This window comes from Undibacterium parvum, from assembly GCF_003955735.1.
GTDB lineage: Bacteria > Pseudomonadota > Gammaproteobacteria > Burkholderiales > Burkholderiaceae_D > Undibacterium > Undibacterium parvum.
On record NZ_CP034464.1, the window covers coordinates 1,991,100 to 2,003,338 of the forward strand.

Below are 12,239 nucleotides of genomic sequence, written 5' to 3' on the forward strand. Positions count from 1 at the left end.
ATCCGCAGCTTAGACAGGCTGAGCCAGCCGCATGCAGGTACAATAGTGATCTGCGGCAAATGCCGCTATCCCGAATTTCTTACCGCTTATTGCTCGATTGTGTCTGTCCTACTACCCTCATTTCGTTTTACCTTGCTGCGCCAACTCTGCTTGTTGTGTGGCCTGGTGCTTGCGCTGAACGTTCAGGCTGAAGATCTGGCAGCTGCCACGCCAACTGTCGCCTCAACTGCAACGCACAATGCAGCATCAACAGCAGCACCAATACGGTTTTTACTCACTTTTGATGATGGCCCTAGCGGTTCTGATTTCGCCAATCCTAGCGCGCGGGTGCTCGATGTTTTGGCCCGCAACAGTGTGCAAAGCGGTATCAAGGCGATTTTTTTTGTGCAGACCCGCGCCTATCGCAGTGGCGCCACCGAGATCGGCAAAGCATTGCTGCAACGCGAACACGATGAGGGGCATATTTTAGCTTTTCATACAGCCACCACTAGTCACGCAAATCATCGTTTTCTGGAGCCTGCCGAACTTGAGCTGGCACTCAGTGAAGGTTGTGCCGATTTGCAGGGCTATACCGGGTCAGCACCAAAATTGGTAAGGCCGCCATTTTGGAGCTACGATGCCCGCACGTTCGCCGCCTATCAGGCGCATGGCCTGTCTTTATTGTTGACCGATCTAAGCGCCAACGATGGCAAAATCTGGGGCGTCAATTTTAGTCTGAGCAAGCGCCGCAACATGTTGAAACAGCTTAGCGTGGTGCGCGAACTTTGGCGCAAGGATGAGATGCCGGTGGTCGATGGCAGCACTCCTGTGGTGGTCGCCTTCCATGACCTGAATCGCTACACGGCGAGCGTCTTGGATGATTATTTACAAATCTTGCTTGAGGTCGCCAAAGAGCTGGAAATGCCCACGGCGAGTAAGGCGTTTTACCACGAGACCGATGCGCTGGAGCGCGCCGCCTTGGCGCGCAGCGTACGCGATGCAAGCATTAAGCCACGATTACCGGGATTGTGGAATTGGCTGTGGCAGTCCGACAATTAAGCCGTACACTGCGGCACGGCGATCTGAGGCGCGGCCGCTAAGGGCAAGGCAGTGCACAAGACGATAGACAAGCTAGTATGGTTTAACTGAAATTGCTGCGCTGCTGGTGCTGCCGCGTTACAGCGCAGCTTGTAGTGCGCCTCTTTACTACTCCATGCCTGATAAAAATTGAGGCGTTTTTCAGCTTCTGGTAAGGCCTTAAAAGAGGCTAATTCTCATTGCCTGATATTGAGAGGATGTAATAAGTACACTGGCTCTTAATTTTTAGAAAACACAAGTTCCAATGGAAGTCTCGCGCATTGTTAGCACAGGCCGGCAAGCGTAGGCGCACTAAATGTAAGTCAAATGTTACAGTTGCAACTGTCTGCGTGTTCCCTAGCATTCGAAGATATTTTCCCCAATATTTCCTGATAGAATGCGAAACTAGTGTCAAACCCTTGGAGATAGCCATGAGCCAGCAACGTTTCAACTTAAATCAAATCAGTGTGGCGATCTGCCTCGCTTTTCCTGCGTTAACGTTGTCGGCTTTTGCCGCTGATTATTATCCTGCCTTGCCGCCTACGCTGTCGACTTCGGTTACACCGAACGTAATGTTGCACATTGACAACTCTGGTAGTATGCGGAATAACGGCGCAGATGGGCTGGAAAAAATGGCTTCCGCTCGGGGGGCTGCTAGGGATTTAATCGACAGAAATCCCACCCTTCGTTGGGGTCTTTTTTCATTCGACAAAAATGCAACTCAAGCAGGCGGGCGACTCGTGGCACCAGTTGGTTCTACGGTAGCGGATCTTAAGAGTGCAATTGATACACTAAATCCTGATACATGGACTCCATTGGGGGAGGCATTGTATGAAATTACTCGCTATTTTGGTGGGCAAACCTCATATTTTTCGAAAATAGCTGGAAATTATACAAGCCCAATTCAATATCGCTGTCAGAAGAATTTTGTGATTGTGGTTACTGATGGTGTCGCAACTTATGATGATACTCTTCCTGGGATAAATAATAAACCTGCTGAAACTTACACGTCTTACAATGCGTCAAATGTTGCGGAGAGCAGGACATTTAAAATTTGCAAAGACACGTCAAATGTTTCCTCGTATTTGACATGTCCGGCAAAAGTGGAAGGATCAACGGTTAATAATCCCTTCACCGGTACCGCCGATGATGCATCTAGCACCAATTACGGTCGCAGTATTAGGGATGTGGCAATGTATGCCTATGATGCGGATTTTCGGGTTGGTGGCAATGATAAAGATGGTAAGTCTTTTGATGATCCGAAATTTAGAAAACAAAATATCTCTACTTATACCGTCGGTTTTAATAACAATGATCCAATTTTGGTGGCCACCGCTACTGTTGGGCACGGAAGTTATTCTATGGCGAGCACAAAAGATGCGTTGGTCGCCTCCCTGCAAAATGCGATTGATAGTATCGTTGCGTCCACCTCGAACGCCGGTGGTGTGGCGACCCAAAGCGAAACCACGGCTGCCGGCAACCGGGTGTTCCAACCTGTGTTTAACCCCAATGGTTGGTATGGGGAATTACGTTGTTTCCTATTGAATGCTGATGGTACAGTCGGGGCAGGATGTACTCCTAATCCTAAGGCGGTTATCCCCGCAGCGGCTAGTCGTAAAGTATATTCTTCTAAAGTGGCGGGAACCACGCCCACTACGACTGCGTTTGATTTTGTCATCAATAGTTCGTTTATGACACCAGCCCAAAAATTATTGTTGGGTGCAGATGCAACAGCGCAGAATAATACGATAAATTTTGTCCGTGGTGACGAGACCAACACAAGCTTTCGTTCACGCGCAGGCATATTCTTGGGCGATATCGTTGACGGACAGCCTGTGGTGGTGACAAAACCCAGCGGCTCGACAAACGACGGCGCTTACAGCAGTTTTATCTCCAGTAATGCCGCGCGTAATATGGTCTTGGTGGGCGCTAACGACGGCATGATGCATGCATTTGACATCGACAAAATGACAGAGTTGATGGGCTATATCCCTTCAACGGTATACCCAAATTTGAAAGCATTGACGGCGAAAGATTATGGAGTCAGCGCGGGCACGCCACACGCTTACCACGTGAACGGCAGTATGCGTCAGCAAGATATTAAAGCAGGTGGCGCCTGGAAGACCATCGTTGCCGGTGGTCTAGGTCAGGGCGGACGCGGATATTATGCAGTCGATGCCACTAGTGCAACACAAATAACTGGCCTCCCGTCTTCAGTTGTGAAATGGGAATGGAATAACGTCAATGACACCGGCATGGGCTATGCATTCGGAGTTCCGGTGATCTACAACGTCAGAAATGGTGACAAAGCAGTAGTGCCTGCCGTGATACTCTCGAATGGTTATCAGAATAAATGGGTTGATGGCGCTACGACACAAGTGGCCAATGAGTCCGTGTTGTATATACTTAAAGCCGACGATGGAACTCTACTCAAAAAAATAGTGGTGCCGAATAGCACCGGGCTATCGTCACCGGCGGGTCTGGATTTTGGTCAGGATGGTGTGCTTGATTACGTTTATGCCGGTGATGTTGATGGCAAGCTGTGGCGCTTTGATTTGACATCTACTGACGCCGTCAATTTTAAAGTAGTTACCACGCCGATCTTTGATGCCGGTGCTGGTCACCCTATCGTCATGCGTCCGGGTATCATGGCTGCGAATAAAGCATCGGATGGCACCTCCTTAGGCAATGTTATATTTTTTGGCACTGGTCAGTTATTGACCAATCTTGATCGCTCCGATATCACGACGCAAACCTTATACGGCGTCCTCGATAAAATGGAGGCATCTCCGACTACCGTGACCCTTGCTAATTTACAGCAGCAGGCTTTTGCGACGCCTACTATTAGTTTAACTTCCAAGCGGGTGGGTACCTATCGCAAAATGGACACGACGACTGCTGCCGCTAAAGCCTTTGATTTGGCTTCCGCCGCAAACTGGGCTGCGGCTACACCGAAACTTGGTTGGTATTTGGATCTCCCTGACTCCAGTGAACGCTTGGTCACTTCGCCTATGGTGTTTGATGACAAAGTTTTGTTTGGTACAGGTGTGCCCGTGAGTACCGAAAAATGCCTGCCAGGCGGTAAGGGCTGGATCATAGGCTTAAATCCTATGAGTGGCTCGGTAACCCGCAAGGCAAACAAGGGAACAGCTTCGGCTTTTAGTTTTATTGACATCGATGGCGATGGCAAATCGTCAGCAGCTGACAAAATCGGGACCGGTATTGATGATTATCTGAGTGCCTATCAAAAAGATGGTATTCCTACCGAAATGAGTTATGTTGCAACCACAGCAAAGCTGACTGGCCCGATAAATCAGAACACTGATGGCTGGGATGATATCGGTAGTGTGATCGCTCTTAGGGAGGCAAATTCCATGGCGGTGTACACCGGGAATGCTCCGGCAGGAACTAAGCGCGGCAAGACTATCTTACGGCCGCCATCGGAAGGAAAAGGCTCTATCTATGGTGGCACGGTAGGTAATGACGACTTAGGAAAAGACTCTTTGACCGGGCCGGGTGCGGATAAAATACGCATCGAAACTACCCTCTGGCGCGAGATTAAATAATGAAGAATTCAGGTCAAAAGGCTGGGTCCCATCAATATACTGCAGGTTTTACCTTAATTGAATTGATGATGACATTAAGTATTGCGGCGGTGTTAATGGCCATAGGGGTGCCTAGTATGCGAGATCTGATACGTGATGCGCGCTTATCCTCTCAGTCAGACTTGCTAGTGCGGACTATTAGTGCAGCACGTATGGATGCGATTAAACAGCGTAGCAATTTTAAGGTCTGCCCGGCAGCAACGCCCAATTCAGCCACGGCTTGCTCTACCCTTGCGACTGATTGGACGAAAGGTTGGGTTCTTATTAACGGTACTACGATCAGCCAGCGTTTGCTTGGCAAGTCCGGCGTTACGATTACTAGCGCTGCGAGCGCTGTAGAGTTTGGTGCGACCTTAGGCACACCCACTGCAGCCAGCAGTTTTGTCCTTTGCGTGTCAGGAAGAAAACAACAAACGGTTAACGTAAGTGCCTCCGGGCATGTCGATAAACGAATTGATAGCACGGTATGCCCATGAAACGAATGAAAAAGCAAAGTGTGATGTGTGACGCTAAGGTGCAAAGTGGTATGACTCTATTGGAAGTCATGATCGCGATCTTGCTACTTGCATTCGGTTTGATAGGTCTGGGTGCGACCCAGTCTAAAAGCATAGTCATGAACCAGAGTGTGTTTTATCGCAGCATTGCGGTTGATCTTGGGAATGACTTGGCCGATAGAATTCGCGCGCTTCGCACGCCTTTTGTTGCCAGTGCCGATGCCACCCCAGCACCAGGAAAGCCAGCTGATTTTTCTAAATGTAGCCCGAACCCGGCAAGTTGTAGCAATCAGGATGCGGATAGAAATACCTATCAGGCTTTGGTGAATGCGGAAATGCTCGAGTGGAACACTGTTCTGAAATCTCAATTGCCCGCTGCAAGTTTTACACTGAGTGCGGTAGCCGCTGCTAACCCCGATTATTTTCGCTATACCTTGACGATTACCTGGTTGGATAATCGTAAAGATAATTCCAATTCTAGCTATAGCGTGGTAATCGAATGATGAATATGCGCAAAAATGGTTTTTCTTTAGTGGAGCTCCTAGTGGCGATCACTATTTCCATGGTGGCCTTGGTGGCGGTGAGCGCCTCCTATGTGTCGTCACGGCAAACTAACAAAGTTCAGGGCATGCAGAATCCGCTAACTGAAGAGGGACGTTATGCAATTTCCATGATACAGCGTATCGTCTCTCAGGCTGGTTTTCGGCAGACACCAGTGAGTGCCATGCCAGCAGATCGTATCGAAGTTGCAGCCAACGTCCTCACCGCCAGATTTGAGGCCGATGGCAGTAATCTGATTGCTTGTGATGGATCGGTGCCGCTAGCCGGTGCGGCCCAGACACTGGTGATACAAAAGACCAATACCGGCAAGTTGCAATGCGGTACGGTTGACTGGATCGCTCCGGCAATATCCGGGACCGGAAATAGTAGTGAAGTGGTGGATTTTTTAGTCAAGTTTGGAATTGATACCGGCCCGGCCTTAACCCCTGAAAATTTTGGTTGCGGAATAGCCAACGCTGGTACTAAGCCGCGCGACTGCATCGCGGATTCTTATGTTAGCACTTTGCCTTCAGGAGTAAGCGCTGATCAAATAGTGTCGGTGAAAGTTTGCTTGCTACTACGCTCAGAGGCACTTGATTCATCGGTAGTGAAGCCAGCCTTGGTCAAAGATTGCTCTGGTACAGATATCGCGAACACACAAAATGACAGAAAATTATATCGTGCTTTTTGGACCACTGTTTTGCTCAAGAATCGTTAGGAATTTTTATGAATAAAAAGCAAAAACATCAAAAAGGCTTTGTCTTAATCGTATCCTTGATAATGTTGGTGGCAGTAACGCTATTTGTCATGGCAGGTATGAGATCCTCCACTGTTAGTGAACGTATGGCAGGTAGCCACATGGATAGAGGTCGCGCCAAAATGGCGGCAGAGCAGGCTTTGGTTCAAGGTTTGGCCGCGCTAAAGACTGGCGGCACAATTTGTGTTGAAGATGGTTGTACGACGGCCAATCTTGCCACTACCGGAGCGGCAGTTACTACGACAGTCATGCCTAGCGTCTGGAGTGATACTAATGCCGTGGATGTGACAATCGCCACCGGGCAGTTAACTAGCGCGAAGTTTTTGATTAACTGGCTAAATAATTCTGTCTTCACCACGTCGACGCCATCAACCGGCAAAGAAGCTTGCAAAGCTTATAGCATTATGGGACGTGGCGTGGGTCTGGCAAGTACTTCTGTGGTTGTACTGCAAACCATCGCTTATGTCTGCCCTACCGATTAATGATTGGAGTTTTAAATGAGAAATTGGCGTATGTCTAAATGGTCTGTGGAAAAAGGTTTTAGCCTGATTGAACTAATGATAGCCTTGGCGATTCTGGGTATTATTTTAGCGGTCGCTTTGCCGTCTTATCGAGGAAATGTGATCAAGGCGAGGCGCGGCGATGCACAGCAAATTTTAAGCAGCCATGCGCAGGCGCTCGAGCGTTATTTCACGACTAATGGCAGATATGTGACGGCTGCGGCTGGGACTACATGTGGTGTTGCCGCACAGGCAGCAACCGCAAGTTACACTTTTTCGGCAACCTGCACCGAAAATACCTTCACGGTTACCGCTACGCCGGTTAGCGGTTCAGGGCAAGCTAGTGATGGTACTCAAACGCTAACAAATACTGGCGTAACTACCGGTACTTGGGCATCGTAAACAGGTTTCCCACTGTCTATTTTACTGATGTTAGTGCGCGGTATAAGTGGACCGAAAAAAGCGTAATTCCAGCAAAAGGAGTTGCGCTTTTTTTGTTTAACGATCCTTGAGTAAGGTTTTACTTTCAGGCGATTTAATCCTAGATCCATCCACCATCATCTTCTTCTTGCAATGCGGGCAGGAATTTCCGGCTACCTACCAAGCGGATATTTGTTCGCGTGGTCTGTCTACGGCACGACGGACCTGGCATTGGCTGGTATCGGTGGCTTCCAACTCAGAATACAAGCGTAAGCGCTTTGATAGCGACCGCCCCCATGCTCACTCGCAGCTTGGGGAAATGTGCTCAGACAGATGCGCTACCGCCTCGACCATGCGTCTCGTATTGCACGATGGGCAAACTCCGTGCCCTTTGCATGAAAAGGCCGCCAGAAAATCATAAGCACAAGCATCGCAGCGTACGCGATGCAAGCAGTAAGCCAAAATTGCCGGGACTCTGGAATTGGCTGTGGCAGTCCGACAATTAAGCCGCCCACTGCGGCACGGAGATCTGAGGCACGGCCGCTAAGGGCATGGCACTGCACAAGACGATAGACAAGCTAGTATGGCTTAACTGAAATTGCTGCGCTGCTGGTGCAGCCGCATTGCAGCGCAGCTTGTAGTGCGCCTCTTTGCTACTCCATGTCTGATAAAAACTGAGGCGCTTTTCAGCTTCCGGCAAGGCCGTAAAAGACGCTAATTCGCTGCTGTCAAAAATCTGTTCCGCCAATCCTGCCAGATCGCGCTGGCCATCGAGCAACTCGATATCCAAGCCCAAGGCGCTTTGCATGCTCAGTGCACAAGCGATCCAGGGACCGCTGTGCGAGAGGCTGAAATGCGGCAGTGGCAGGCCTGTATCAAGGAGTAGTAACGGCGCATTATGTGGGCGCTCACGCAGCACTATCTGCGACGGCGTGAGCGCCAAAGATTCGGCTAGCACGCGGCGCAATAGCCAGCGCCCCAACAGAAACTGACGCTGACGCTCTGGCCTTATAAAACGCGCATAACGTTGCTGCTCATCGACATTGAGCCACGCCAAACTGGCGACCAACACCGCCTCATTGACGCAGCGACCGTCTAACAGCCAGATGGTGGCGCTGTTGGTGCTATTAGCATTATTTGTCGGCGGCGCTGCTTCATTCATGCTTGCGCTGCTAAGCAGAGTAGCGTTTAAAAATCAAAGAAGTATTGATACCGCCAAAGGCGAAATTATTCGACATCACATAATCGGTTTGTAAAGACCGGCCTTCCTGCATGATGTAATCCAAGGGGGCGCATAGGCTATCGACCTGCTGCAGATTGATGGTAGGGGCAAACCAGCCCTCACGCATCATTTGTATACTGATCCAGGCCTCCAGCGCACCACAGGCGCCCAAGGTGTGGCCCATATAGCTTTTCAAGGAACTGATAGGGGTGTGCTCACCGAATAGCCGCGCAGTGGCTTGCGATTCGGCGATATCGCCTTGTTGGGTACCGGTGCCATGCGCATTGATGTAACCGATATCGGATGGCTGCAAAGCGGCGTCAGCGAGCGCCAGTTGCATGGCTGTTTGCATGGTCGTCGCGTTGGGTTGCGTGACGTGGCAGCCATCGCTATTGGTGCCAAAACCGACTAGCTCAGCGTAGATAGTGGCGCCGCGCGCCTGTGCATGCACCATGTCTTCGAGTATCAGGCAACCGGCACCCTCGCCGATCACCAGGCCATCGCGCTTGGCATCAAACGGGCTAGGGGTAGTGGCGGGCGCATCATTCTTAACGCTGGTAGCAAACAGCGTATCGAATACCGCCGCTTCGGTCGCGCATAATTCTTCGGCACCGCCGGCAATCATGGCAAGCTGCTTGCCGGCGCGTATCGCCTCATACGCATAGCCTATGCCCTGACTGCCCGAAGTACAGGCGCTCGAGGTCGTAATCACACGTCCGGTTACACCAAAAAATACACCTATATTCACCGGTGCGGTATGCGCCATCATCTTGATATAGGTGGTGGCGTTAATCCCCTTGGTGCTGCGGTCTTCCATCATGCGGCCAAAATCGCCGATGGCACTCGGGGTGCCGGCGGAGGAGCCGAACGCCACGCCCATCTGTCCGCTTTTCAGCAGTGCATGGTCCAGCAACCCAGCATCGAGTAAGGCTAATTCACTGGCACGGGTAGCCATCAGAGCGACCCGGCCCATGCTGCGCATCGTTTTACGCGTGTATTTATCCGACAAGGCAAACTCGGATGCCGGCGCTCCTAGCTTGGTGTTCAGACCATCGTAATCGGCCCACTCTGCCATAGGTACGATGGCATTGCGATACTCGCCCAGACGCGCACGTATGCTACTCCAGTCATTGCCTAAAGGACTAATACCAGCCATGCCGGTCACGGCGACGCGACGCATATTTTCCATCTATATTTCCATTCTTATTTCGAAACGTCTTGCAACTCGTTCAAGCCATGCCACCATTCACCGAGATCACTTGTCGGGTCACATAGGCAGCATCCTTACTCATTAAAAAACTCACTACGGCAGCCACTTCTTCGGGTTTGCCGACGCGCCTTGCCGGTATCAGCTTGAGCGCCTCTTCCATAGGCACATCACTGATCATATCGGTCTCTATCAAACCTGGTGCCACGCAATTGACGGTAATCTCACGTTTTGCCAACTCCAGCGCCAAAGCCTTGCTGGCACCGATGATACCTGCCTTAGCAGCGCTGTAATTGACCTGACCACGGTTACCGATCAAGCCCGAGACTGACGCCAAGGTGACGATACGGCCAGGCTTGCGACGCCGCACCAAAGGCATGGTGAGCGGATTAAGCACATTGAAAAAGCCATCCAGATTAGTCTGCAACACAATATCCCAATCCTCGCCCGACATCGCTGGAAACGCATTGTCACGCGCCACGCCGGCATTACAGACCACCCCGTAATAACAGCCATGCTGTTCGACGTCCGCCAATAAAATGGCGGCAGTCTCTTCACGCTGACTAATATCAAATTGTAATACGCGCACACTGCGCCCCAGCGCCACGATACTGTCCGCTACCGCATCGGCCTCAGCGCGCTGGCTGCGGCAATGCAAGACGATGTCATAGCCATCGCGTGCCAGCCGCAAAGCAATTGCCTTGCCTATGCCGCGTGAAGAACCGGTGACCAGGACGCTATTGCCGCTGTTTTGCTGATTTTCATTACTCATAAAAAGACCCTACATTTCCTGTATAAATTCTGCGACATCATCCGGTTGAAACACGGTGATGGTGGCATGCGCCAGCGCGACGCCATCGAGCATCGCACTGTCATGGATACTACATTCAAATGCCGCCAAACCATTCTCGCCTTGCAGCAAGCGCGTGATCCTCACCACTAAGACGCTGTCTAGCGTAAACAGCGCCGTGCTGGCCTGGTAACGTCGCGCGCCAAGCAAGAAACCCACTTTGACTGCATCACCGCGCTGTCTGGCCAAAAACCCGGCGTGCGCGGCAATCGCCTGCGCCATATATTCGACACCGACCCAAGCCGCCACACCAGAGCCATCGCAGAACATACTGCTGGCCCGTATTGTGACTTCGGCACTCAAACTCTCTTCATCTGCCAGCAGCACTTTATCCAGCAAGACCATAGGCCCTGAATGCGGTACCAGCTCGCGTAGATCGGGATAGCTCATGCCACTCTCCCAAACAAGAGGCTTGCGTTAGAGCCGCCAAAAGCAAAAGAATTACTCATCGCCCAGCGCAAGGTTCGCCCCAGACGACTACTCGGCAGCGCCAGCTTGAGAGCTGGTAAAGCCGGATCAGGAATGCCATCCCAGAGGTGCGGGGGTAAATAGCCCTCAGGATTATCCTCTTGCAGCGCCAGCCAACACAAACCAGCCTCAAGTGCCGCAGCAGCACCCAAGGCATGCCCGGTTAAAGGTTTGGTCGAGCTAGTCCACACCGTGCTGCCAAAAATATCGGCGATCACGCGTGACTCCATCGCGTCGTTCTGTAGTGTGGCAGTGCCGTGCAGATTGATGTAATCGATATCCTCTGGTTGTAAGCCAGCGCGCTGTAAGGCCTGCGTCATGGCCAGACGCGCACCGCCACCGGCCGGATCGGGTGCCGACATATGATGACCATCTGAGGATTCGCCCCAGCCGCACAGTGCCACCGCAGCCGGCGCGCGACTCATCAAAAATAAGGCAGCACCTTCGCCTATATTGATGCCATTACGATTCGCGCTGAGCGGATTACAGACTTGGCTACTCACCGATTCTAGCGCTGAGAATCCGGCGATGGTAAATGCGCATAAACTATCAACGCCGCCCGTCAGCACCACGTCGCACAGGCCCATCTTGATCAAACGCGCAGCGCTGGCCATCGCTTTGGCGCTCGATGAACAAGCACTGGAATGCACATAGGCCGGGCCGCTGATACCTAATTCTGCTGCCAGCATGGCCGCTGGCGAGCCCATCTCTTGCTGCGCATAATGAAAATCTGCGGGCAGAGTTTGCTCTAAAGCATATTGCCGTAATGCTGATTCTGTACCTGCAACACCAGAGGTACTGGTGCCAATCACAATACCGATACGGTCTGCGCCGTAACGCGCAATTGCAGCATCGAGCGCCGGACGGATCTGTGCCAGCGCGGCCAGCGCCAGCTGATTATTCCGGCTGCGTTGGGTAATCGGCAAGGCGGTCATAGACGGCAATGTGCCAGCGACACAACCCAGCGCTAAGACCCGGCCAGGCGAATAGGCATCGCTGAATGTCAGACTAGTGCCACTCGTGCCGCTATCAAACAGACGCAGTTTGACCTGCTCGGTGCTGTTACCGAGTGCGCAGACAATTCCACAGTGATTTAAATACAGCATAGTGTGTTTCTGGC

General features: G+C 51.4%; 12 protein-coding genes and 1 pseudogene. 7 read left to right on the top strand and 6 right to left on the bottom strand.

Features of this window, described 5'->3' with window-relative positions; all coding sequences use genetic code 11:
* Positions 1-99 precede the first annotated feature (99 nt).
* The 7 genes from EJN92_RS08630 (at position 100) to EJN92_RS08665 (ending at position 7,354) form a co-directional block, all read left to right on the top strand.
* The gene (locus tag EJN92_RS08630; protein ID WP_227869769.1) at positions 100-1,038 is read left to right on the top strand and encodes a polysaccharide deacetylase family protein; all 939 of its coding nucleotides are present in this window, start codon (positions 100-102) and stop codon (positions 1,036-1,038) included.
* Positions 1,039-1,487: 449 nt separating this feature from the next.
* Positions 1,488-4,622 (top strand): pilus assembly protein, encoded by a 3,135-nt coding sequence (locus EJN92_RS08640; protein WP_126127442.1) that lies wholly within the window; start codon positions 1,488-1,490, stop codon positions 4,620-4,622.
* Complete coding sequence (locus EJN92_RS08645; protein ID WP_126129847.1) at positions 4,622-5,137, top strand: GspH/FimT family pseudopilin; 516 nt, start codon at positions 4,622-4,624, stop codon at positions 5,135-5,137. The genes EJN92_RS08640 and EJN92_RS08645 overlap by 1 nt, the downstream gene beginning before the upstream one ends.
* The gene (gene pilV, locus EJN92_RS08650) at positions 5,134-5,658 is read left to right on the top strand and encodes a type IV pilus modification protein PilV (protein ID WP_157984333.1); all 525 of its coding nucleotides are present in this window, start codon (positions 5,134-5,136) and stop codon (positions 5,656-5,658) included. The genes EJN92_RS08645 and pilV overlap by 4 nt, the downstream gene beginning before the upstream one ends.
* Positions 5,658-6,413: a PilW family protein gene (locus tag EJN92_RS08655; RefSeq protein WP_227869770.1), complete on the top strand. Its 756-nt coding sequence runs from the start codon at positions 5,658-5,660 to the stop codon at positions 6,411-6,413. Before pilV ends, EJN92_RS08655 begins: the two co-directional genes overlap by 1 nt.
* 8 nt (positions 6,414-6,421) lie before the next feature.
* Complete coding sequence (locus EJN92_RS08660; protein ID WP_126127444.1) at positions 6,422-6,934, top strand: pilus assembly PilX family protein; 513 nt, start codon at positions 6,422-6,424, stop codon at positions 6,932-6,934.
* 15 nt (positions 6,935-6,949) lie between these two features.
* Positions 6,950-7,354: a type IV pilin protein gene (locus tag EJN92_RS08665; protein ID WP_126129849.1), complete on the top strand. Its 405-nt coding sequence runs from the start codon at positions 6,950-6,952 to the stop codon at positions 7,352-7,354.
* A gap of 267 nt (positions 7,355-7,621) precedes the next feature.
* On the opposite strand, the pseudogene EJN92_RS08670 reads toward EJN92_RS08665, so the two are convergent.
* The 6 genes and pseudogenes from EJN92_RS08670 to EJN92_RS08695 form a co-directional block, all read right to left on the bottom strand.
* Positions 7,622-7,837: pseudogene (locus EJN92_RS08670) on the bottom strand (transposase zinc-binding domain-containing protein); the annotation flags it as partial.
* 37 nt (positions 7,838-7,874) lie between these two features.
* On the bottom strand, positions 7,875-8,534 hold the full coding sequence (locus tag EJN92_RS08675; protein ID WP_126127445.1) for a 4'-phosphopantetheinyl transferase family protein: 660 nt from the start codon (positions 8,532-8,534) through the stop codon (positions 7,875-7,877).
* A gap of 10 nt (positions 8,535-8,544) precedes the next feature.
* A complete protein-coding gene (locus EJN92_RS08680; RefSeq protein ID WP_126127446.1) occupies positions 8,545-9,783 on the bottom strand; it encodes a beta-ketoacyl-ACP synthase in 1,239 nt (412 codons plus the stop codon).
* 40 nt (positions 9,784-9,823) lie between these two features.
* Positions 9,824-10,573 (bottom strand): 3-ketoacyl-ACP reductase FabG2, encoded by a 750-nt coding sequence (locus EJN92_RS08685; protein ID WP_126127447.1) that lies wholly within the window; start codon positions 10,571-10,573, stop codon positions 9,824-9,826.
* A 9-nt stretch (positions 10,574-10,582) separates the two neighbouring features.
* Positions 10,583-11,041, bottom strand: coding sequence for a hotdog family protein (locus tag EJN92_RS08690; RefSeq protein WP_126127448.1), 459 nt, complete (start codon positions 11,039-11,041; stop codon positions 10,583-10,585).
* Positions 11,038-12,225 (bottom strand): beta-ketoacyl-ACP synthase, encoded by a 1,188-nt coding sequence (locus tag EJN92_RS08695; protein WP_126127449.1) that lies wholly within the window; start codon positions 12,223-12,225, stop codon positions 11,038-11,040. Before EJN92_RS08695 ends, EJN92_RS08690 begins: the two co-directional genes overlap by 4 nt.
* Between the last annotated feature and the right edge of the window lie 14 nt (positions 12,226-12,239).